18 protein-coding genes are annotated in these 23105 nt (G+C 65.7%); 3 read left to right on the top strand and 15 right to left on the bottom strand.

Features of this window, described 5'->3' with window-relative positions:
• Positions 1–12: 12 nt before the first annotated feature.
• The 5 genes from NFC73_RS01835 to NFC73_RS01815 form a co-directional block, all read right to left on the bottom strand.
• Positions 13–513 carry a DUF3817 domain-containing protein gene (locus NFC73_RS01835; protein ID WP_254747171.1) on the bottom strand — a complete coding sequence of 167 codons (501 nt, stop codon included), beginning with the start codon at positions 511–513 and terminating at the stop codon, positions 13–15.
• Entirely contained in the window at positions 510–1361 is an 852-nt protein-coding gene (locus NFC73_RS01830) for an SURF1 family protein (RefSeq protein ID WP_254747169.1), read from the bottom strand. The genes NFC73_RS01835 and NFC73_RS01830 overlap by 4 nt, the downstream gene beginning before the upstream one ends.
• Positions 1362–1420: 59 nt before the next feature.
• Positions 1421–1909 (bottom strand): PTS sugar transporter subunit IIA, encoded by a 489-nt coding sequence (locus NFC73_RS01825; RefSeq protein ID WP_254747167.1) that lies wholly within the window; start codon positions 1907–1909, stop codon positions 1421–1423.
• A 45-nt stretch (positions 1910–1954) separates the two neighbouring features.
• On the bottom strand, positions 1955–3694 hold the full coding sequence (locus NFC73_RS01820) for a glycerol-3-phosphate dehydrogenase/oxidase (protein ID WP_254747165.1): 1740 nt from the start codon (positions 3692–3694) through the stop codon (positions 1955–1957).
• 128 nt (positions 3695–3822) lie between these two features.
• Entirely contained in the window at positions 3823–4959 is a 1137-nt protein-coding gene (locus NFC73_RS01815; RefSeq protein WP_254747163.1) for a GuaB3 family IMP dehydrogenase-related protein, read from the bottom strand.
• A 221-nt stretch (positions 4960–5180) separates the two neighbouring features.
• On the opposite strand from NFC73_RS01815, the gene NFC73_RS01810 reads away from it, so the two are divergent.
• Positions 5181–7100: a S8 family peptidase gene (locus NFC73_RS01810; RefSeq protein WP_254747161.1), complete on the top strand. Its 1920-nt coding sequence runs from the start codon at positions 5181–5183 to the stop codon at positions 7098–7100.
• 94 nt (positions 7101–7194) lie between these two features.
• Here NFC73_RS01810 and NFC73_RS01805 read toward each other — a convergent pair whose 3' ends face one another.
• The 5 genes from NFC73_RS01805 to NFC73_RS01785 all read right to left on the bottom strand — a co-directional run bounded on the left by NFC73_RS01805 (position 7195) and on the right by NFC73_RS01785 (position 14837).
• The gene (locus NFC73_RS01805; protein ID WP_254747159.1) at positions 7195–9054 is read right to left on the bottom strand and encodes an ABC transporter ATP-binding protein; all 1860 of its coding nucleotides are present in this window, start codon (positions 9052–9054) and stop codon (positions 7195–7197) included.
• Positions 9055–9095: 41 nt separating this feature from the next.
• A complete protein-coding gene (locus NFC73_RS01800) occupies positions 9096–9503 on the bottom strand; it encodes a hypothetical protein (RefSeq protein WP_254747157.1) in 408 nt (135 codons plus the stop codon).
• Between the two features lie 100 nt (positions 9504–9603).
• Positions 9604–10947: a hypothetical protein gene (locus NFC73_RS01795; RefSeq protein ID WP_254747155.1), complete on the bottom strand. Its 1344-nt coding sequence runs from the start codon at positions 10945–10947 to the stop codon at positions 9604–9606.
• A gap of 74 nt (positions 10948–11021) precedes the next feature.
• Positions 11022–12533 carry an IMP dehydrogenase gene (gene guaB, locus NFC73_RS01790; RefSeq protein WP_254747153.1) on the bottom strand — a complete coding sequence of 504 codons (1512 nt, stop codon included), beginning with the start codon at positions 12531–12533 and terminating at the stop codon, positions 11022–11024.
• Between the two features lie 222 nt (positions 12534–12755).
• Positions 12756–14837, bottom strand: a complete 2082-nt coding sequence (locus tag NFC73_RS01785) for an acyltransferase family protein (protein WP_254747151.1) — start codon at positions 14835–14837, stop codon at positions 12756–12758.
• A gap of 137 nt (positions 14838–14974) precedes the next feature.
• On the opposite strand from NFC73_RS01785, the gene NFC73_RS01780 reads away from it, so the two are divergent.
• Positions 14975–15943 (top strand): DUF389 domain-containing protein, encoded by a 969-nt coding sequence (locus NFC73_RS01780; RefSeq protein WP_254747149.1) that lies wholly within the window; start codon positions 14975–14977, stop codon positions 15941–15943.
• On the opposite strand, the gene NFC73_RS01775 is transcribed toward NFC73_RS01780, so the two are convergent.
• From NFC73_RS01775 to NFC73_RS01760, 4 genes are all read right to left on the bottom strand, one after another.
• Positions 15912–17018, bottom strand: coding sequence for a flavin-containing monooxygenase (locus tag NFC73_RS01775; RefSeq protein WP_254747147.1), 1107 nt, complete (start codon positions 17016–17018; stop codon positions 15912–15914). The two genes, NFC73_RS01780 and NFC73_RS01775, sit on opposite strands and share 32 nt — an antisense overlap.
• Positions 17015–17353, bottom strand: coding sequence for a hypothetical protein (locus NFC73_RS01770; protein WP_254747145.1), 339 nt, complete (start codon positions 17351–17353; stop codon positions 17015–17017). The genes NFC73_RS01775 and NFC73_RS01770 overlap by 4 nt, the downstream gene beginning before the upstream one ends.
• Before the next feature lie 79 nt (positions 17354–17432).
• On the bottom strand, positions 17433–19085 hold the full coding sequence (locus NFC73_RS01765; protein WP_254747143.1) for a helix-turn-helix transcriptional regulator: 1653 nt from the start codon (positions 19083–19085) through the stop codon (positions 17433–17435).
• A 103-nt stretch (positions 19086–19188) separates the two neighbouring features.
• The gene (locus tag NFC73_RS01760; RefSeq protein ID WP_254747141.1) at positions 19189–20712 is read right to left on the bottom strand and encodes an ATP-dependent DNA ligase; all 1524 of its coding nucleotides are present in this window, start codon (positions 20710–20712) and stop codon (positions 19189–19191) included.
• 79 nt (positions 20713–20791) lie between these two features.
• Between NFC73_RS01760 and NFC73_RS01755 the strand changes: the two genes are divergently transcribed.
• Positions 20792–21394: a dihydrofolate reductase family protein gene (locus NFC73_RS01755; protein ID WP_254747139.1), complete on the top strand. Its 603-nt coding sequence runs from the start codon at positions 20792–20794 to the stop codon at positions 21392–21394.
• Between the two features lie 99 nt (positions 21395–21493).
• Here the strand turns inward: NFC73_RS01755 and groL are convergent, their stop codons facing one another.
• Positions 21494–23104: a chaperonin GroEL gene (gene groL, locus NFC73_RS01750; protein WP_254747137.1), complete on the bottom strand. Its 1611-nt coding sequence runs from the start codon at positions 23102–23104 to the stop codon at positions 21494–21496.
• Position 23105 lies beyond the last annotated feature (1 nt).

The following is a 23105-nucleotide window of genomic DNA, read 5'->3' as shown; positions in this document are numbered from 1 at the left end:
CCGCTGCGGCGTTCAGTACCGCTGTGCGGCCTGCGGGTTCGCGGCCAGTTCGGCCTCCACCTCGGCGTGCAACTTTTTCTCCACCACGAAGGACAGGAACGGCACCACACCGCCCAGCGCCAAGAGGATGAGCTTCATGAACGGCCACCGCATCAGCGACCATAGGCGGAAGTTGGAGATCAGGTACACCACGTACATCCAGCCGTGGACGATCAGCACGGCGACGGAGATGTTCGCGCCGCCCACCACCCCCTTGGGTTCCGCCTCGGCGAATCCAAGGCCGAACGGCTGGCCGGTGACGGCGTTGGTGCCGCCGGCAAACAGGTACTGGCCGAAGGCGTAACGTGCAATGAGTTCGGCGCAGAGCAGCAGCAGCATGCCGCCGGTGAGGTACGCCAGCACCTTGTAGAACTTCAGGGCGGAACGGATCTGCCGCTCGGTACCGCCGAAGCGGCGCTTCTTGCCCTTGCCCTGCGCAGGACCCTGCTGGACGGCCGGTTTCGGTTCGATCATGGCTTTACCCTTTGTTGGAGCTGTTCAGAGGTTGGTTCGGTGGGCGGAACATCGTGGTGAGGATCGTCGTCGTGTTCCCCTTCGAGGTCCCGCCGGTAGTCGTCCTTGACCAGGCGCCACCAGATAAACAGGGCGAAGCCGGCGAACACCACCCATTCGAGCGAGTAGAAGAGATTGAGCCAGTTGACCTGCTGCGCGGGCGGCTGGGGGCCTATTTCCAGGGGTTTCAGGGCACCATCAACCGCCGCGGCGGACAGGTCGGACCCGGCCGCCAGTTCGGAAGCTGCGGCCACGAATCCCGGGTACATGCTGACGTTCCAGTAGTTGATGAGTTCGGCAACAGACACGGCGGAGGCGCGTCCGGGTTCCGGTGCCGTGGACGGCAGCGGCGATTCTGACGGCAGCAGCCGTCCGGTCAGGTTAACAATGCCCGACGGCGGTGCGCCGGCGTCGTCGGGATCCGCCACCCAGCCGCGGGCTACTGGAATCCAGGTCTGGGGTGAAGCAGCGACGCCGGTGAGCGCGGGCGCTCCGGTCACGGCGAAGGCGGAAACCACCCAGTAGCCGTTCTCGCCATTCTTCAGGCGGCCTGGCACCAGGACCTGTTTGGCGGGGTCGTAGGTTCCCTCGGCGGAGACCATCTGGTCTGACACTGAACCGGGGAAGAAGGTTCCGGGCTCGAGCGTCTCCGTCAGTATCCTGACGTCCTCGGTGGCGGGACTGACCACAACTTCGGGCTGCGTGGACCGACCGAACTGCCACTGGCTGAGCAGGACAAACACCCCGGAGACGGCGATCGCGAAGACCAGGCCTGCGATCCATCGGGGCTTAAGGGCTGTTTTCCACACGTGTTAACCGTACTTCGTTCCTCCGTAGAACAACTAAACGACCGGGCGCGCGGAGGTTCCTAATGGTCGAAGAACACAAGGCTGGAGTTGATGAGCTCCGCGATGACTTCGGCATCGTAGGCCCGGCGCAGCGACTCCCGGAAGGACTCCTTGGACAGGGAGCGGGCCAGGGTGGCCAGGACTTCCAGGTGGTCGGAAAACGAGCTGGCGGGCGTGGCAATCAGCAGGATAACGGTGGCCGGACCGTCGGCGGCTCCGAAGTCCAGCGAGTGGCCGTACTTGGTGATTCCCACGGCGATGGAGGTCCGCGAGACGAATTCGCTGCGGGCGTGCGGGAGGCCGATCCCGCCAGGCAGGCCGGTGGCGAGCTGGTGTTCGCGGGCGTTGACGTGTTCCAGGAACCGCGGCAGGTCCGTGACCCGCCCGGAGGCGAAGAGGCGTTCCGCCAGTTGCGCCGCGGCGTCCGACTTGTCCGCTGCCTCCAACTCCAGAATCACCATTTCGGAGGTGGTGAGATCGGCGTCGTACCGGTCAAGTGGTTCCGCCAAGGCGTGTCCCTTCAGTCAGGAGAATTGCTGGTGTGCGGTGCCGCCTCAGCGCAAAGGGACGATGTCCTCCACACCCAGCCGTGCGGCGTCGGCGGATTCGTCATCCGGCTGCTGCTGGCTCAGCCGTTCAGCTTCAACGCGTGCTATGTAGTGCTTTATTTCGCTTTCGCGCTGCACATCGCTCCAGCCAAGGACTTCGCCCATCAGTTTAGCGACAACCGGCACCGCCGACACGCCACGGTCCCACGCCTCGATGGAGATGCGGGTCCGCCGGGTCAGGACGTCATGGACATGCCGGGCACCCTCGTGGGTTGCGGCGTAGACGGCTTCGGCCTGCAGGTAGTCGTCAGCACCGGGCAACGGCTCCGCCAATTCAGGATTCCGGGCGATGATGTCCAGCACCTCCGGAGTCATGGACCCGTAACGGTTGAGCAGGTGCTCTACCCGGGCCACGTGCACGCCGGACTCTTCAGCGGTCCGGCTCCGGCGGTTCCAGGCCGCCTTGAAGCCACTGGCGCCGAGCAGCGGGATGGTTTCGGTGCAGCTCGCCGGGACCCGCTCATCCATGGTGCGGGTGGCCTCGTCCACGGCGTCCTTGGCCATAACCCGGTAGGTGGTCCATTTGCCGCCTGCCACCACCACCAGGCCCGGTACGGGGTGGGCCACGATGTGTTCACGGGACAGTTTCGCCGTGGAATCGTTCTCCCCTGCCAGGAGCGGGCGCAGGCCGGCGTAGACGCCTTCAACGTCCTCCCTGGTCAGCGGGCGTTTCAGGACCCGGTTGACGTGCTCGAGGATGTAGTCGATGTCCTTGCTGGAGGCCGCCGGGTGGGCCTTGTCGAGGTTCCAGTCGGTGTCTGTGGTGCCAATGATCCAGTGCCGTCCCCACGGAATGACGAACAGCACGGACTTTTCGGTGCGGAGAATCAGACCCACCGTGGACTGGAACCGGTCGCGGGGCACTACGAGGTGGATGCCCTTGGACGCCCGGACCTTCAACTGCCCGCGGTCGGTGACCATGGCCTGGGTTTCATCGGTCCACACCCCGGTGGCGTTGATGACCTGCTTGGCTTTGACGTTGAATTTCGAGCCGTCTTCGTGGTTGACCACCTTGGCCCCCACCACGCGCTCACCTTCACGCAGGAAGTCAACCACCGCCATCTGGTTCACCGCATGGGCGCCGTAGTGCACCGCCGTCCGGACGAGGTTTGCCACGTACTTGGCGTCATCCACCTGGCCGTCGTAGTAGCGGATGGAGCCCACAAAGGCGTCTTTTTTCAGGCTGGGGGCGGCCCTCAGCGTGCCCCGCCTGGTGAGGTGTTTGTGGAACGGCACACCGCGGCTGTGCCCGCCCGTAATGGACATGGCGTCATAAAGGGCGATCCCGGCGCCCACGTAGGGCCGTTCGAGGAACGGTTTGGTCAGCGGATACAGGAACGGCACCGGCCGGGCCAGGTGCGGGGCCAGGACCGAAAGAATCAGGCCACGCTCGTGCAGCGCTTCCTTAACCAGCCCAAAATCCAGCATCTCCAGGTAGCGCAGGCCACCGTGGATCAGCTTGGATGACCGTGACGACGTGCCGGCCGCCCAGTCGCTGGCCTCCACGATCCCCACACTGAGGCCGCGGGTCACGGCATCCAGCGCCGCGCCGGCGCCCACGATGCCGCCGCCGACGATCAGGATGTCCAGTTCGTTGCCGGGTTCCGAGGTGGCCCTGAGCCGAGCAATCGATGTTTCCCTGGCCGCAGGCCCCAGGACCCCGCCTTCGTTTGGAACAGTGTTCACTGAACGCCTCCCTTGCCGCTGCTGCCGGTCGTAAAACCACACTACTTCCTTGCCGCACAGTTGTGCAGGGCGGGTTCAGCGGGAGGCATCCTGTCAGGGGCCGCCGGCCGCCTGTCAGTACGAGGTGGTCAGTTACCCGTGTACGGAGAAACTACGACGTCGACGCGCTGGAATTCCTTCAGGTCCGAGTAGCCGGTGGTCGCCATCGAACGGCGGAGTGCGCCGATCAGGTTGGACGTGCCGTTGGTGTGGTGGCCGGGCCCGAAAAGCACTTCTTCGAGCGGTCCGACGGTGCCGACGTTGGCGCGGTCACCGCGGGGAAGCTCCAGGTGGTGGGCCTCCTGGCCCCAGTGCCAGCCCTTGCCGGGTGCCTCTTGGGCCCGGGCGAGGGCGCTGCCCAGCATCACGGCGTCGGCGCCCATGGCAATTGCCTTGACGATGTCACCCGAGGTGCCCATGCCGCCGTCGGCAATTACATGGACGTACCGTCCGCCGGATTCATCCATGTAGTCACGGCGGGCGGCCGCGACGTCGGAGATGGCTGAGGCCATGGGCGAGTGGATCCCCAGGGCGCGCCGCGTGGTGGCGGTGGCACCGCCACCGAAGCCGACCAGGACGCCGGCGGCTCCGGTGCGCATCAGGTGCAGGGCGGGCGTGTAGCCGGCCGCGCCGCCCACAATCACGGGGACGTCCAGTTCGTAGATGAACTGCTTGAGGTTCAGGGGTTCATGGTCCTTCGAGACGTGCTCGGCTGACACGGTGGTCCCGCGGATCACAAAGATGTCGACGCCGGCAGCCACCACAGTTTTGTAGTGTTCCTGGGTGCGTTGCGGGGTCAGCGAGCCGGCCACCGTCACGCCTGCGGCGCGGATCTCGGCCAGGCGGGACGTGATCAGTTCCGGCTGGATGGGAGCACGGTAGAGCTCCTGCATGCGGCCGGTCACGGCGGGGCTGTTGACCTCATCCTGGAGGGCGCCGATCTCGTCAAGGATGGGCTGCGGGTCCTCGTAGCGGGTCCAGAGGCCCTCGAGGTCCAGCACGCCGAGCCCGCCCAGCCGGCCCAAGGCGATGGCCGTCTCCGGAGACATGGCCGAATCCATCGGGGCTGCAATCACGGGCATGTCGAACTTGTAGGCATCGATCTGCCAGGAGACCGACACGTCCTTGGGGTCGCGGGTACGACGGTTAGGGACAATCGCAATGTCATCCAGGGAGTAGGCACGACGCCCACGCTTGCCACGGCCAATCTCGATCTCGTAAGTCACGTGACCACTTTACTTGACCACGCGGGATGAGGTGGGGCGCCTCCTCTTGGGCCCATCCTGAAACTGATAGTCCACACTTTATTGACACGTTTTGTCAACCATTTACAAGTTTTGAAAATACCTTTATGTTTACTCTCGGTTACCACCTGATCCACTACGTGACCACCCATCACTCCCCTTCATACGGGCCACACCTGTGCCCGTTCCGAGAAAGAAGCCCCATGGGACGTTCATCACTGAGGCGCCACCGCATCCTGGCCCTGTCGCTCGCCGCAGCAATCGGCACGCTGGCCTTCGCCAGTTCGCCGGTGTTCGCCACGCCGGAAGACGGTGACGGCACTGCAGCCGGGCCGGCAGCTGTGCAAGGCACTGCGGTGCACGACGTGGCCGCCGGAGAGGCCTACACGAAGTTCATCGTCGAATTCAAGGAGACCACCGCGAACGCCGCCCCGAACGGCCGCGCCAATGCCTGGGGCAAAGCAGCAAAGTCACAGGGCGTGAAGGTGCAGGAACTCCGCACCCTGGCCACCGGCGGAACGCTGATCGAATCGGACAGGGCCCTGTCCGGGCAGGCTGCCGAAGACTTCATGGCCGAGATTGCAGCGTCCGGATCGGTCGACTACGTGGAACCTGACGCCCGCATGACCATGGCTCTGACGCCCAACGACCCCCGCTATGGCGAGCAGTGGGATTTCACTGGCACCAACGGCATGCGGGTCCCCGGGGCTTGGGACGTTGCCACCGGCACCGGCGTGACGGTGGCCGTGATCGACACTGGATTCACGGCCCATCCGGACCTCGATGCGAATGTGCTTCCGGGCTACGACTTCGTCTCCGACGCCACGGCAGCGCGTGACGGCAACGGACGGGACGCGAATGCGCAGGACCAGGGCGACTGGTACGCCGCCGGCGAGTGCGGCCAGGCGACAGCCGGCAACAGCTCTTGGCACGGCACGCACGTCGCCGGCACCGTTGCAGCCGTGACCGGCAATGCCACCGGCGTGGCGGGCGTCGCACCCAACGCCAAAGTGGTTCCGGTACGCGTCCTGGCCAAATGCGGCGGGTCACTGTCCGACATTGCCGATGCGATCATCTGGTCAGCCGGCGGCACCGTCCCGGGCATCCCGGCCAACGCCCATCCCGCCACAGTCATCAACATGAGCCTGGGCGGCTCCGGTGCCTGCGGCAGCACGTACCAGGCAGCCATCAACTCCGCAGTTTCGCGGGGGGCCACCGTGGTGGTGGCGGCCGGCAACAGCAACCAGGATGCTTCCGGATTCCGCCCGGCCAACTGCAGCAGCGTTGTGAGCGTGGCCGCCAGCAACCCGAGCGGCAGCCTCTCCTACTACTCCAACTACGGCTCCACGGTTGACCTGACCGCACCCGGCGGCGACGTCCGCGTAGCAGGCGGCGGAATCCTGTCCACGATCAACACCGGCACCTCCACACCGGGCTCCGCCGGCTACGCCAGCTACCAGGGAACGTCCATGGCAGCTCCGCACGTGGCCGGGCTGGCCGCACTCATGAAGTCCAAATCGTCCACGCTTACGCCGGCCCAGATGGAGTCCACGCTCAAACAGGGAACCCGGGCACTGCCGGGCGGCTGCACGACAGGCTGCGGCACCGGGCTCTCAGACGCCACCAAGACCATGGGCCTGTTGGGCGGGGCCACTCCCCCGCCGTCCGGCAACCTGCTGCTGAATCCGGGCTTCGAATCGGGCGCAGCCTCCTGGACCTCTGACCACGCCGACACGTTTGAGACCGGAACGAGCGCCCGGACCGGTTCCGGCTTCGCCGGCCTCAACGGCTGGGGCCAGGCAACGTCCTACACGCTCGACCAGGCGTTTGCAGTCCCGTCCACGGTGGCCACCGCATCGCTGTCCTTCTACCTGAAGGTGCAGTCGGACGAGACCACATCCAGCGCGGCCTATGACACCCTGAGGGTTCAGGCGGTCAGCAACGGTGTGACCACCACGCTGGCCACTTACTCCAATCTCAACGAGTCCGCCGGCTATCTGCAGAAGCAGCTGGACCTCTCCGCCTACAAGGGCAAGAGCGTGACGCTGCGCTTCCTGGGTGTTGAGGACTCGTCGCTGGGGACGTACTTCTACCTCGACGACACAGCGGTGACCACCTCTTAGCCTCGGGGCCGCACGAATCCGGGACCGCCGGCCACGCCTTGCAGCGCGGCCGGCGGTTCCTGCGTGGAGTGGGTGACACTACGTCCCGCCGCCGTCAGACGCCCTCGGCCTCCTCCACCGTCAGCTGGGATTCGAACATCCTGAAGTAGCGGCCCCGCAGCGCCACCAGTTCCTTGTGGGTGCCCTGTTCCACAATCCGCCCGTCCTCGAGCATGTAGACAATATCGGCCTTCTCAATGGTGGCAAGCCGGTGGCTGATGGCAATGATGGTGCTGCTGCGGTCCGCGAAAAGCCGGGTGAAGATCCGGTGCTCGGCCAGTGCGTCGATAGCGGACGTCGGCTCGTCCATGACCATGAAGGTGGCGTTGCGGTAGAAATTCCGGGCCATCGCGAGCCGCTGCCACTGGCCGCCGGAGAGCCCGCTCCCCTTCCGGCCGCGCGGATCCTCCATCCAGTTGCTGACGTAGTTGTCCAGGCCGTTGGGCAGCTTGTTGATGAACTCCAGCGCTTCGGCGTCGCTGGCCGCCTGGCGGATCCGTTCGTCGTCACGGGGCGGGTCCACGTCGCCAAAGCGGATGTTGTCGGCAGCCGTGGCGAATTCGTACTTGAGGAATTCCTGGCTCAGGACGGCCAGGTGGCGGTGCCAGGACTTAACGTCGACGGCGGCGAGGTCGACGCCGTCGAGCATTACCTGCCCCGAATCCGGACGGTAGAGGCCGGCGAGGATCCGGATCAGCGTGGACTTCCCCGCCCCGTTCTCACCTACGACGGCGATGTGCTGGCCTTCGCGGATGGTCATGCTGATGCCGCGGATCACCTCGGTGTCGCCGCCCGTGTAGGTGAAGCGGATGTCCCGCAGTTCCACGGTCTTGGGCGCCTGGAGCAGCGGCGGTGAATGGTCCGAATGTACCGGCATTGCCATGAACAGCTCGTAGTCCTTGAGGTTGGCGAGATCCTCGTCGATCGAGCTGAGGGAGGACACCAGGCTGTTGGCTGTGGACAGTGCGCGGCTGACGATCTGCTGGACATAGAGGAACTGGCCAACGGGCTGGGCGCGGGCGATGATCTGGCCCACCACCCAGATCAGGGAGATCACCTCGGCGCCGTACTGCAGGGCGTCGGCGGCGAGCTGCTTGGGGATGTAGCGCTTCTGGAAGTCCAGGCGGCGCCGCTCATCAGCATCGCGCAGCCTGGAACGGAAGTCCATCAGGTAGCCCACGATCCCGTAGAGCCGCATTTCGGCGATGTGCTGGGGGCGGAGCAGGTTGGTTTCGATCATCCGCCGTTGCCGGCGGGAGTCCACCTGGGTGTTCCAGTGGGCGATCTGTTCGCGCGAAAGCTTGAACTGCAGGTACACGCTGGGCACAATCGCCACCAGGACAATCACGGCGATCCACCAGCTGACCAGCAGCAGGGCCCCCACGGCCAGGATCACGGAGACCAACTGGGTAAAGATGGCCGCGATCCGGTCCAGCACGCGGGCATACGAATCGGAAAACCGTTTGGCCCGGTCGTAGAGGTCCACGGTTTGCTTATCGTCATAGCGCCAGAACTCCAGCGCCAGGAAGCGCTCGTACATCTGGTCGCCCACGATGGCGCCCACCTTGAAGCTCATAAGCTGCTGGATGTAGCGGTCCACGCTGCTGAAACCGCCCCAGAAGAGCCCCAGGGCCGCCGTGATGATGACGTACACAATGGCCTGTTGGCCTGCTGCGGAATCACCGGCGTAGGCGGCCGTCAACGCCGTGGTGGTCAGCGCTGCGAAGTACGTGGTCACCAACGGCAGCGTCGCCGAAATGAGCGAACCGACTACTTTCATGACGACGGCGGCCGGCGAGGCCCGGAAGCTGACGCGCAGCACCTGCGCCACAGCCCGCGCGTAGGGCCTGAGAGCCAACCGCCGCTGAGGGTCCTTTTTTGGGTTCAGTTCGGCGGGATGGCGTGGTTGGGACATGGCTTCAGCCTAGTTCCATGCCTGGCTACAGACTCTTGCGGCTAGTACTTTTCCCCATACTCGTATTCGGGGAAATCGAAACAGGCACTGTAGCCGGCCACCCGAAGGGTCACTGGTGAATCGTAGAACGAAACGAGCAGGTGCGTCCCGTCGTCGTGAAGTATGTCGACGCGCCGGTCCCCGCCCTGGTCACTCTTGTCGGTGACCTTCCAGCCGTCACGGGCCGCCATCGAGTCCCGCACACTGTCCAGGAATTGTTCGCGCTCAATCCCGGGGTCGACTGTGACTTCAGCGTCTCCCGTCCACTTCTTTTGCTCGCCCTTGCACCGCATCAGGTTCGAGGTGTCGCTGGCCGAACTGGAGATGACCAGGCTCGCCGGGACCATCGCAACGATTTCCTGTTCCAAGGACATGACCTTCGATTTTGCTGATTCCAGAGTTGTTGTCATCGTTCCTCCGCTCTCTGCCGGGCCGCACCCTGCGAGCGCGAGCGACAAGGCAATAGTGGCTGTGATGCGCCCGGCGAATGCCGCCGTGCGCCTGTTTCCGTTACCTGCGACGGATTTCCTCAAGAACATCTTCCAGCGCCTCCTCGTTGCCCGCATCCGTGGTTGCGATAAGGGAATGATTTTCCATGCTGTACATGTCCAGCTGGTCCATGCCGCCGGGAGGGGCGTAGGCGTGCTTATCAAAGGCTGGCTCTTTCATGGGATAGTTTTCGCCAACCACGCCGCTACGTTCTGCCGTAAGCAGGATGTCAGGATAGGTAAAGCTGGAGTATGCGCTCTCCGGGTCCGCGGTCCAGCCCGGAGGCATCGCGGCGCCCGACAAGGCGATGACCTTGTCATAACGTGCCCCGTCATTCTCCGAGCCCGCTATCAGCCGGAACCCCCAGCTGTGGCCCATCGCCGCGGTCCGTGAGGATGACGGCTTCTCCAGGTCCACGGCTGCCTGAAAGTCCCGGAGAACGGGAGACTTGTCGGCAACGAATTCATCGCTTTTGGCTTCTATCAGGAAGGCTTCTGCCGGGTCGCCGTCCGGAAACTCTGTCCCCTTGTAAACGAAGACAACTGTCCCGCCTGTTTGGTCCGACTGTTCCAGCCTGTGGGGAACCTCCTGGGGACCGCCGCCGTAGAACGAGGCCTCGTTCGTCAAGGTACCCGGCACGTACGTCACGGCCGTGGTCGTGCCGCTGTCGAAGTCTCCGATCATCTCCACTATGGAGTTTTTGCCCGGGTCGTATGCGGCCAGCTTGATGTCTCCGTCCACCACTTTTTGCAGGTAGGACTGGCGCTTTTCCCACGCTTCGTGGTCTTTGGCGAAACTTTGCGGATAGCCCAGGCTCATCACCATGGGGTTGAAAACCGGCTCTGGATCATTCTCGTTCAGCCAATCGATCCGGTCCTGGGCGTTTGCGCGGTTCGCCTCCACCCGCGCATCAAACGGGATGCCATTCGTGTTGCCGGCTTCGGCCGGGTAGTCACGGATGAGCGACTGCCGCTGATCAGCCGTCAGGCCGGACCACCAAGCCTGGATCTGTGCTGCGGACTTACCGTTAAGGTCCGCTGGCCGGGGCGCCCCGGGAGAAGTACCGGACGGACTCCAGACGGAGCCTAAGCCGTCAGCCGAACTCGCCGCGTCCTGCTCGTTGGCGTTCCTGCCCAGCTCTGCGGCCGCGCTGTTGAGAAACGCCACGGCATCCCGGAGGACACGGCTGTGGCCCGACTTCCAGTCCTGCCGGAAGTGCTCTGCATCCGGCCCGGGCCACCGTGTGGACGCGACGCCAGCGTTGAAATTGCTGAGCTGCATCTGCAACGTGGTTCCTGCTGACCGCATCGCCGTCGCCAGATGCCTGAGCTGGGCGACGTCTGCGCCATAAAACCCGTCCGACATGTTGCGCCCCCATATTCGATCGAGTATTTACTCCATCGAATATACAATGCCTGCGCCTGGCAGGCCGGTGGGGACTAGCGCGAACCGTAGTTCGGGGCCTCCACGGTCATCTGGATGTCGTGGGGGTGCGATTCCTTGAGGCCGGCCGGCGTGATGCGGACGAACTTGCCGCGGGCCTTGAGCTCCGGGATGGTGGGGGCGCCGGTGTAGAACATGGTCTGGCGGAGGCCGCCGACCAGCTGGTACGCCACCGAGGCGAGCGGACCGCGGTAGGCGACGCGGCCTTCGATGCCCTCGGGGATGAGCTTGTCATCACCGGAGACATCCGCCTGGAAGTAACGGTCCTTGGAGTAGGACGTGTTCTTGCCGCGGGACTGCATGGCGCCCAGCGACCCCATGCCGCGGTAGCTCTTGAACTGCTTGCCGTTCACGAAGATCAGCTCGCCCGGGGATTCATCGCAACCCGCGAGGAGGGAACCCAGCATGACGGTGTCGGCGCCGGCAACCAGCGCCTTGCCGATGTCGCCCGAGTACTGCAGGCCGCCGTCGGCGATCAACGGTACGCCGGCCGGGATGGATGCCTTGGCGGACTCGTAAATGGCGGTGATCTGCGGGACGCCCACGCCGGCCACCACGCGGGTGGTGCAGATGGAGCCGGGGCCCACGCCCACCTTGATGCCGTCGGCACCGGCGTCGATCAAGGCCTGGGCGCCTTCGCGGGTGGCGGCCTGGCCGCCGATGATGTCCACGTGCGCTGCTACGGGATCGGACTTCAGGCGGCGGATCATGTCCAGCACACCCTGGGAGTGGCCGTTGGCCGTGTCAACGAACAGTGCGTCGACGCCGGCGTCCACCAGTGCCATGGCGCGTTCCCAGCCGTCACCGAAGAAGCCGATGGCTGCGCCGACGCGGAGCCGGCCCTCATCGTCCTTCGTGGCCAGCGGGTACTGCTCGGCCTTGGTGAAGTCCTTGGTGGTGATGAGGCCCTTGAGCCTGCCCTGCTCGTCAACGAGCGGAAGCTTTTCAATCTTGTTCGTGGCCAGCTTGTGGGAGGCTTCCTCACGGCTGATGCCTACGTGACCGGTAATCAGCGGCATCTTGGTCATCACGTCGCTGACCAGCCGCAGCGGGAAGTCGGCTTCGGGCACAAAGCGCGTGTCGCGGTTGGTGACAATGCCGAGGAGCCGCATTCCCTCGTCCACAACGGGGAGGCCGGAGACCCGGTACTGCGAGCAGATCTCATCGAGTTCCGCCAGCGTGGCCTCAGGGCCGATGGTCAGCGGGTTGGTGATCATCCCGGATTCGCTGCGCTTCACGCGGTCCACCTGGTCGGCCTGGTCCTGGATGGACAGGTTGCGGTGGATGACACCCAGCCCGCCCTGGCGTGCCATGGCAATCGCCATCCGGGATTCGGTGACCGTGTCCATGGCGGCGGACAGCAGCGGCGTGTGAACGGTGATCCTTTTGGAAATCCGCGAAGACGTGTCAGCCTCAGACGGGATGACGTCCGTGTGGCCCGGGAGGAGCAGGACGTCGTCGTAGGTCAGGCCGATAAAGCCGAAAGGATTGTGCTCGGGCTGGGTCATGAGTGCGCCTCTTACCTTGGTTACGGGTTCACGGGTAGGGGTTGCAGCTAATGACCAGCCCGTCATTACGGGACTGGTCCGTGCAGGGCCTTAGTACATTCGGGTGCCTCATGCGCGGTCACCGCGCAGAAAGCTTTGAGTAAATATTAGAACCTCCACGGCGATCCCCCTATTCCGGGAGCACATTGTGAGCAACGGCACCCGATAACCGAAAGCCGCGTGTCAGTTCCAGCCCGTCGCCGCCAGCAGCCGCTCTTCAAACATGGGAATCATGCTTTCCACGTACGTCCGGCTCAGGTGGTTGTCGTCCTTGTACACGTAGACGTTGCCTACCACGGCCGGGCAGATGCCGCCGGCGCAGATGAAGTCGCTCAGGTCCATCAGGTGCAGCCCGTCCACTTTCCCGCGGTAGCTCTCCAGCGGTGAGGGCTCCACCAGGGATTCGTTCAGTGGCGGGTTGCACGCCGGGGCGTCCGCCGTGTGTCGCTGGACGCACTCGGGCATGCTGATGGTGAAGCGCGGGTTGTCCCGGATGCCGACGATCTCGATGCCGGCATCCGCGAGGGGCCGGATGCCTTCGAGGTAGGCCGGCACCTCGGTCTCGAACGGGGCTTCCTCATGGGTCAGGGTGGCCACGCTGAAGACGGCATCCGGACGGTGCTCCAGCACGTACGCTGCGCTGGCCCGGTTGTACGCGTTGCATTCGGCAGTCCGGGTCTCGGATTCGGCCCCGAACCGGCAGGCCGGCATCAGCAGGGTGACCAGCTCCCAGCCGCGGGCTTCCGCGATGGGTGCCAAGGCGGCCAGATACTGCTGGGCATGGGAATCGCCCAGCACAACGATCCGTTTGGTGGGTTCGCCTTCGGGGAGCGCCTGCCGGCAGCCTTCAAGGACAGGGTCCCCGGTGGCATTCGCGCCCGTACAGGCCTGGTGGATTCCGGCCCAGTCGTTGTCCAGGGCGGTGGGACCGGGAATGAACCTGCCCTGCGGTGCCGGTGATCCGGCGTTACCCGGGGTCAGCAGGGCCGCTCCCGGCGCCAGCTCGCGGGGCTGGGCGGCGGTGGCGGCTTCCTCGGCGGTGAGGCTCGTCTGCAAGACCGCCACGGGTCCGGCCAGCAAGGCGCAGCAGGCAGCCACGACGACGGCGGTGCGCCAGGTGCGCACCTGCGGCCAGCGCCATTCCCGGAGGGGTTTTTCCACAAAGCGGGTGGTGAGGACGGCCAGCACCACCGAGGCGGCGATGATCGCGGCGCCCTGGATGAGGGTGGGGGCCTCAACGCCGGTGGCGGCCAGCGCAAGCACCAGGACCGGCCAGTGCCACAAATAGAGGGCGTAGGAGTTGTCCCCCAGCGAAACCAGCGGCTTCCAGCCCAGGAGGCGGTCCACACCAAACCGGCTCCCGCTCTGCCCGGCCACAATGATCGCCGCGACGGCCAGCGTGGGCCACAGTGCCACGAATCCGGGGAACGCCCGGTCCACGGTCAGCAGCAGGCCACAGGAGACCATGGCCGCCAGGCCGGCCCAGCCGAGCACCACACGCAGGAGTTTCCCGGGTTTCAAGTACGGCATGGCAAGGGCCAGCAGCGAGCCCAGCGCGAATTCCCAGAGCCGCGTCCGGGTGTCGAAGTAGGCGTAGGCCTGGTTTGTGGCCGTCTGGTCAACCGAGAACGCGAGCGAGGCAACGAGGATACCGCCAAACGCGGCTGCCACCACGGCGCGGTAGCTGGCGTTGTACCCGTGCCGGAGGAGCCGCCACACAACAGCGGAAGCGGCGAAGACGAGAGGCCACAGGATAAAGACCTGTCCTTGGATGGACAGGGACCAGAAGTGCTGCAAGGGGCTGGCCGCGGCATGCTGCTGGGCGTAGTAATCCACGGCGGTATCCGCCAGCAACCAGTTCTGACGGTACAGCAATGCCGCCCAGGCCTGGTCCAGGATGACAGGCCAGCGGCCTTGCGGGAGGACCAGCCAGGTGCCTGCCAGGACCCCGAGGATCACCACGACGGCGGCCGGCAGCAGCCGCTTGAAGAGGTGCAGCCAGTGCCGGAGCAGATTGAGGGAGGCGCCTGCCTCCACCTTCCGGACGAACGACATTGTCAGCAGGAAGGCCGAGATCAGGAGGAAGATATCCACCCCGCCGGACACCCGGCCAAGCCACACATGGTAGGTCACCACCATCAGGACGGCGAGCGCGCGGAGGCCTTGGACTTCGGGTCGGAAGGTTGGTTTCCGGGCAGGCTTCCGCTCACCGGTCTTTGGGTCGCACGCAGTGCACGGGGCAGCCTCGGCTGGTGCACTGGACACAGGGACCTCTCCAAGCGGGTAAGCAAAGCATCAAGCCTACGGAGCCGCACGGCCGATGGCCAATCAACGGCGGCCTTCGAGCCCCGTCGGAGCGTGGCACAAACTATGCTGGCCACAGGCCAGCGAAGGGAGACCAAGTGATTGTCCAGCTGCGGATCTGTGTGCCCGGTGAGCTGTCGGCAGTGACACTGGACGCTTGCAGGGCGCACACGGGAACCGCCGAGGTAGCGCTCTTTCCGGGGGCATCCGTGTCGCCGCGGGGCGATGTCATCGACGTCCAGGTTGCCAGGGAAGCGGTGGAGGAACTGCTTGAGAAACTCCACGTCCTGAAGGCGCAGGAAGTGGGATCCATTGCCATCTCCATGCCGGAACTCGTCCTGTCCCGGCGCGCGGACAAGGCGGAGGCGTCTGCCCCCGGAGACGGCGCAGACGCCTTGATCTGGGACGAGGTCACCCGCCAGACGGGCGAGGACTCCCGGCTCACGTGGAGCTACCTTGCCTTCCTGATACTGGCCACACAGCTCGCCGCCATCGGCATCGTGACGAACTCCACCATTGCTATCGTGGGGGCGATGGCCGTGGGGCCGGAGTTCGGCCCCATGGCGGCGCTGGCAGTGGCCTTGGCCCGGCGCCAGTGGGCACTCGGCCGGCGTGCTGCCCTGGCGCTTGGTGTGGGATTCCCGCTGGCCATGCTGCTGGCTGCCTTGACCACGTGGGTCTCCGCGGCACTGGGCCTCTTCGCGGACAACACCCTGGACACAGGGTCTGCGGTGGAGTTCATTTACCACCCGGGACCCTATTCCCTGATCGTGGCCGTTCTGGCCGGCACGGCGGGCATGCTGTCCGTCATCAGCCGGCGGTCAGCGGCACTCATCGGTGTCTTCATCTCCGTGACCACCGTTCCTGCTGCCGGGTTTGTGGCCGTGGCACTCGTGCTGGGCGAGTTCGAGAAAGCAACGGGGTCGGCCCTGCAGCTGGCGCTCAACCTGATGGGCATCGTGGCGGCGGCAGTTCTGGTGCTGGTCTTCTACCGGCTGGTTTCCCGGCGCTTGCCCGAAGCCGCCGCCCGGCGACTCAGATGGCAGCTGACGCGGACTCGCGGGTGACCGGAACGGGGATCCTGCCGGCCAGGTAGCGGGCATCACGGCATGCCCCGGGCAGCGTCGCCGATGCCGCCGCGTACATGAATTCCTGGCCCAGGAAGAACAGTCCAGGGGTATCAAGTGCCACGCCGCGCCGCTGTCTGGGCAGCGCGCCGCCGTCGAGCATTTCCGGATCCATCCAGCCGAAGTCATCCCGGAACCCGGTGCACCAGATCACGTTTGAAACCTCCAGCCGGGTCCCGTCCGCGAGGACCGGCAGCCCGTTCTCCACCCCGGCAACCCGCGGTACGAGCCGGACGCCTGCGGCGGCCAGGTCCTTGGACTTCGTCCTGATCAGCGGCGCCGCGTGAGCTTTGAAGGACGGTGCCGCTTTGCGGCCGATCGGGTTGCTAAGGGTCAGGACATGGAGTCCGACGAACCGCACCACCGGCAGGAAGTACCGGGCCGCCGCGCGTCCGTGCTTGACCGGAATCTCACCGCCGGGATTGCCGGCCACGACGGTGGGATGCGTCCGGGACACTTCCAGGCCAATCTCCGCTCCCGAGTTCCCCAGCCCTACTACCAGGACGGGGCCCTCCTGCAATTGCCCCAGGTTGCGGTATTCACTGGAATGGAACTGGACGACGGCGGCGTTCAGTTCCGCCGCGAAGTCCGGTGTGTTCGGCGCTTGGCTGCAGCCGGTGGCCACCACCACGTTGTGCGCCTCCCAGCGCCGGCCGTTGGAAGCGGCGACGAACCGGTTCCCGTCCCGCCACAGGTGTTCGATCCGGACACCGTTGAGGACGGGCAGGTCGAACCTTGCGGCGTAGCCCTCAAGGTATCCGGCAACGTCATCCTTGCCGGGGAAGGACAGCGGGTCCGCCGGGAACGGCATTCCCGGCAGTCCGTCGTATTTTGCGGGCGTAAAGACCCGCAGCGAATCCCACCGCTGGCGCCAGGCGTCGCCGGTTCGTGGATGTGCGTCCAGGATGAGGAACGTCCGGTTTTGCTCTTTCAGGTAGTGGCCAAGGGCTAGGCCGGCTTGCCCGCCACCGATGATCAGGGTGTCCAGCGTGCCGGTCACGCGGTTGTTGTTCATGGCAGCTCTCCTTTGGTATCCGAGGGAATGGTGATGGCTGAACCTTCGCTTCGCTGACCCGTCGGACTGTCCTGTCCGTCGTCCCGGTACCGGAGCCACCATGCAAGCATCAGCGCGGAGGCCAGGAGGTAGGCCAGGTGCAGCACCCAGATGGGTCCGGCCGGGAGGTTGAAGACGTAGACGGAATGGACGGCGTTGGCAACGTTGGTCAGCAAGAGGTTCCCGAGGCTGTAGGAGGCCAGGTCCTTTGTCCTTGCCGCCTTGACCAGCATCGGCAGCATTCCGGCGGCGAACAGCACCGTCGAAAGGGTGCCCGCGAGGACTGGAAGGTTCATGCTTTGAGGTTATGGCCGCGCCCCTGGTGGCCGCGTCGGCCGAATTATGCAACGTCGGTCGCGGCGCGGCTGGGTATATCTATGTAGTCAGCCCGTGCTCATAGGCGTAGCTGGTGGCGGCTGCCCGGGACGACAGGCCCAGTTTCAGGAAAATGTTGCTGATGTGCCGCGCAACCGTCTTTTCGCTGAGGTAGAGCTCGGCGGCGATGGCCCGGTTGCCCTTTCCGGTTGCCACCAGCTGGAGTATTTCAAGTTCGCGGCGGGTCAGGAGGCCCGCTGTGTCCGGTTCGGGTCCTGCGTCCGGGTTGCCTTCGTGCAGCAGCGTCGCCACCCAGGTTGCCGCGGTCGCCGCGCCCAGGTCCAGGAGCGCGGCGTGGGCCGCCTCGAGACACATCAGTGCCGAAGCCTCATCGCCAACTGCGCGGCAGGCGCTGCCGGCCAACGCCTGGCAGCGCGCCGCTTCGTACGGCACCCCGAGCTCCTGCCACAGCCTCCATGCTTCCCGGAGCGGTTTCAGGGCAGCAAGGGGGTCGCCGTCGGCGAGCCGGACGGCACCGTCGGCCTGGCCGGCAACGGCCCGGAGCATGGGCATGGGCAATTCACGGGCCAGGGCTTCCAGCTCCTGAAAACCTCGCCGCGCGGCATCCAGGTCGGCGGCGGCGAGCTCGATCTCTACCAGGGCGGGCAACATGTTCCGGCGGGTAGCGACGTCTGCCGCGCCAGCTGCCCTCCGGATCATCGCCTGTGCCTGTTGCGCATTGCCACGGGCCAGCCAGAGCAGCGCGAGGCCGGGCTGTGGCTCATAGCCGGATCGGGCAGCCTTCCGGTAGGAGGCTTCGGCGTCGTCCAGTTTTCCCTTCAGCCGTTCCACCTCGCCCTGATGGTAGTAGCCTCCGAAGAGTGCCTGGGGATCGCCCTTTTCGGAAAGACCTTGGGCAGCGGCAGCTGCCGTCATCGCCTCGGCCCAGGCTCCGTGGAGCATAAAAAGTTCGGCGCGGTGGGCCTGGCACTGGCCGCTGAACGACATCATGTCAGGGCGTTCAGCACACCAGTGGTCCAGTGCAGCCGTCCATTCCAGGGCCCTCTCAAGGTCGAAGGCCAGATGGCAGTTGCCGATTACTGCGCAGTAGATGATCCCTGAGGGGATCGGGGAGAGTTCACCTGCCGTGACGGCCACCATGACCTCGTCGAACATCCGGAGTCCCTCGTCAGGGTGGCCAAGCATCAAGGTGGCCTGGCCGGTGCCGAGTAGGCCCAGCGCAGACAGGTCATTGTCTCGGAACCGCCGGCCGAATTCGGTTACGCGGGAAAAAGCCTGCAGGGCGCCCGCCGGATCACCACCGTAAAGTTTGCCCAGGCCCTCCGGGAGGAGCAGCAGACCCTGCACGGCGCTCGGCTCGGCCAGTTCATCCACGAGCCGCTGGCCGCGGGCAAACCACCCTCCGGCCCTGGCCTGCTCCCCGAAGAACATCAGTTGCATGCCCATCCAGCCGGCGCACCGTGCGGCACCCTCGACGTCGCCCACCAGGAGGTATTCCTCGTGGGCACGGGTGAGGGTCTCCAGCCCGGGGGTGCTTTTGCCAGTCAGGATCTCGGCCGTAGCCAGCCGCTCAAGGTCGCCGGCCGGCAACCCGCCTCGCTTATCGGCATCACGGAAGGTCTGGTACGCCTCGGTCCAGCGATGTTCCTTGAAAGCTGACCTGCCCCGGTCAATGCCTGTATCAGCTGACATCTGGCCCCTTCCGGATACCAACCGCCCAACCTGTTGGCCCGCCGCACGCCGGGCGCGCCAGTACATAATCGCCACGGTACGCCCGGTGGAGAAGCGGCACAAGCTACGGACGCAGCAGGGCGCGCAGCGTCTGAATCGTGTCTGCCTCGGCCGCCGTCTTGTCGTCGCGGTAGCGCTTGACCCGGGCGAACCGAAGGGCGATTCCGCCGGGATAGCGCGAGGACTGCTGCACGCCGTCGATCGCGATCTCCACCACGGTGACGGGCTCGACCCAGACGGTGCCCGCCGTTCTCCGCACCTCCAGCTCCTGGAACCTCTCGGTCTGCCAGCGCAGCAGCACATCGGTGATGCCTTTGAAAGTCTTGCCCACCATCACGTAGCCGCCGGGTTCGCCGAACTCGCCGGCCGGGTCGAGGGCTCCCAGGTGCAGGTTCGACAGGAACCCGGTCCGCCGTCCTGACCCCCACTCGCACGCGAGCACCACCAGGTCGTAAGTGAGCACCGGCTTTACCTTGATCCAGTTGGAACCACGCCGGCCAGCCGCGTAGGCCGATCCGACCGCCTTCACCACCACACCCTCATGGCCTGCGGCGAGCGCATCGCGCGACACTCTCTCGGCAACGGCCGCATCCGCCGTGATCTCCCCCGGGATCCGATGCCCGGGGGCGATGCGCTCCAGCACGCCGATACGCGTCGCCAGCGGTTCGTCGAGCAGGTCGCGCCCGTCGATGTGCAGCACGTCGAAGAACCACGGATGCAGCACGGTAGCGCGCGCCGCGTCCGCCCCGAACCGCGACATGGTCTCCTGGAACGGTCGCGGGCCGCCGTCCTCATCGAGGGCGAGGGTCTCGCCGTCGAGGATCACATCGCGCACCGGCAGCCCTCGCACCACCTCCACCACCTCGGGCAGCCGGTGGGTCACCTCGGCCAGGGTGCGGGTGTAGATGCGAACTTCGTCCCCGACGCGGTGCACCTGGATGCGCGCGCCGTCGAGCTTGTATTCCACGGAGGCTTCCCCCGTCACCTCCAGTGCCGCGCTGGCACTGGCCGCGGTCGCGGCGAGCATGGGCTGCACGGGACGGCCGACGACGAGGCCGACGGCGTCGAGCTCGGCTGCCGTTCCCGTGATCGCCAGCAGGGCGGTCCGGCCGAGATCGCCGGAGAGCATCGCCGCGCGGCGTACGGCGTCGACAGGCCGGTCGGCGGCGCGGGCAACGGCATCCGTCAGCACGTCCTCAAGCGCACCGGTACGCAGTTCACCGAGCAGCACGCCGGCGATGAAGGCCTGCTCGCGCTCGGTGGCTGCCGCTGTGAGCAAGCGGAGTGTCGCGGCGCGCTCCGCGGTTGATCCAGCGCCTGCGGTAACGAGCAGCCGCTCCAGCGCGGCGTCGAGGTCGGCGACAGTCAGGCTCGGCTCGGCGGCCGGCTCCCCCATGGCGGCTGTCATGCCGCGCCAGCCGATCCCGACACGGCCCTGTCGCGGCCTGGCGATGAGCAAGCCGACGACGGCTGCGATGTCCGCGGGCTCGAGCCGGCGCAGCAGATCGGCCAGTGCGTCGACCTTCGCGAGTCGGGAGCGGGTCGACGCGACGGCATCCGTGGTTTTCACGAGCTCGTCCAGCAGCATGGCATCAGTCTGCCACGCCGGCGACGCCGGGCAGTGAAGAACGCTGGACAGCACCGGGGGGCCGTTCCAGAATGGACGCGTGGGCATCATCGTCGCGAACCTGTTCATCACTCTCGACGGCGTCTACCAGGCGCCCGGCGGTAGCAAGGAGGACACCGAGGGCAGCTTTGCCTTCGGTGGCTGGCAGATGCCGGTGACCGATGACGAAGCCGACGCGGCCATTGGCGCCGAGATCCCCCTCATCGACGCCCTGCTTCTGGGCCGGAAGACCTACGACATCTTCGCGTCGTACTGGCCGCACCAGTCTGATGACATCGGCGGGACACTCAACCGGGTGCCCAAGTTCGTTGTCTCCAGCACCCTGACAGATCCGAGCTGGGCAGGCACCACGGTGCTGCCGGATGCCGCCGCCGCGGGACGGCTCCGCGAGGAGTACAACCAGGTGCATATGTTCGGCAGCGGGGTCCTCATCCGTTCCCTGCTGGCCGCAGACGTGATCGACCGCCTCCACCTCTGGCTCTATCCGATCACTCTCGGGCAGGGCAAGCGCCTCTTCGACGACGGGACCATCCCCGCCTCATTCCGTCTCGCCGAGCCCGCGCGCACCTTCCCGAAGGGGGCTGTGTCGCTGGTCTACGAGCGTGCCGGCAACGTTGAAACACAGGACATGCCGGGCACATAGGACACAAAGAACCGGCCCAGCCGAAGCTGGACCGGTTTTTTGTGCGTCAGAGACTTGATGCAGAGGCCTGGGCCCACGCCGTCAGGGAGACGGTGGGGATTAGTGGCTGTGGCCTGCGTGCTCGTCTTCGTTGGCCGGCTTCTCCACGACGAGGGTCTCGGTGGTGAGAACCAGCGCAGCGATGGATGCCGCGTTGCGCAGGGCTGCACGGGTGACCTTGACCGGGTCGATGACACCGGCGGCGATCAGGTCCTCGTACTCGCCCGTCTTGGCGTTGAAGCCGTTGTTGGTTTCGAGCTCGGCCACCTTGGCGGTGACAACGTAGCCGTCGAATCCGGCGTTCTGGGCGATCCAGCGAAGCGGCTGGACCAGCGCGCGGCGGACGATGCCCACAGCAGCGGCGGCGTCGCCTTCGAGGGCCTTGACTGCAGGGTCCTCATCGAGGGCCTTCAGTGCGTGGATCAGTGCTGAACCGCCACCGGCCACAATGCCCTCTTCGAGGGCGGCACGGGTGGAGGACACTGCATCTTCGATGCGGTGCTTCTTTTCCTTCAGCTCAACTTCGGTGGCTGCGCCGACCTTGATGACACCGATGCCGCCGGCCAGCTTGGCCAGGCGCTCCTGGAGCTTTTCACGGTCCCAGTCGGAGTCGGTGCGGGTCAGCTCGGCGCGCAGCTGGGAAACCCGGGCTGCGACGTCTTCTGCGGAACCGGCGCCGTCAACGATGGTGGTGTTGTCCTTGGTGACCGTGATGCGGCGGGCGGTACCCAGCACCTCGAGGCCAACCGAATCCAGGCTGAGGCCCAGTTCCGCGGAGATGACCTGCGCACCGGTGAGGGTGGCGATGTCCTGCAGCATGGCCTTACGGCGGTCGCCGAAGCCCGGAGCCTTGACGGCAACAACGTTCAGCGTGCCGCGGATGCGGTTGACGATCAGCGTGGACAGGGCCTCGCCCTCAACGTCTTCGGCAATGATGAAGAGCGGCTTGGAGCTCGCCAGAGCCTTCTCCAGCAGCGGCAGGAAGTCCTGCACGGAGGAGATTTTGCCCTGGTTGATCAGGATAAGGGCGTCTTCGAGGACGGCTTCCTGGCGTTCGGAGTCGGTCACGAAGTACGGGGAAAGGTAGCCCTTGTCGAACTGCATGCCTTCGGTGAGGACCAGCTCGGTCTGCGTGGTGGAGGACTCCTCGATGGTGATCACACCATCCTTGCCGACCTTGCCGAATGCCTCGGCGAGGAGCTCGCCGATTTCGTCGCTCTGGGCCGAGATTGCTGCCACGCTGGCAACCTGCGTGCCTTCAACCGGGCGTGCGTTCTCGAGCAGGCGGGCCGCAATGGCTTCCACGGAAACCTCGATGCCGCGCTTGATCTGGCCCGGAGCGGCGCCAGCCGCAACGTTGCGCAGGCCTTCCTTGACCAGGGCCTGGGCGAGCACGGTGGCCGTGGTGGTGCCGTCGCCGGCAACATCGTTCGTCTTCGTGGCTACTTCCTTGGCCAGCTGCGCGCCAAGGTTCTCATACGGGTCATCAAGCTCAATTTCGCGGGCGATGGTGACGCCGTCATTGGTGATGGTGGGTGCCCCCCACTTTTTGTCGAGGACAACGTTGCGGCCGCGGGGGCCGAGCGTCACCTTGACAGTGTTGGCGAGCTTATCGATGCCGGCTTCAAGCGACCGGCGTGCAGCGTCGTTAAACGCAAGCTGCTTTGCCATG

This window comes from Pseudarthrobacter humi (assembly GCF_024294965.1).
GTDB classification, from domain to species: Bacteria; Actinomycetota; Actinomycetes; order Actinomycetales; family Micrococcaceae; genus Arthrobacter; species Arthrobacter humi.
This window is presented reverse-complemented; position numbering and strand designations above follow the sequence as displayed.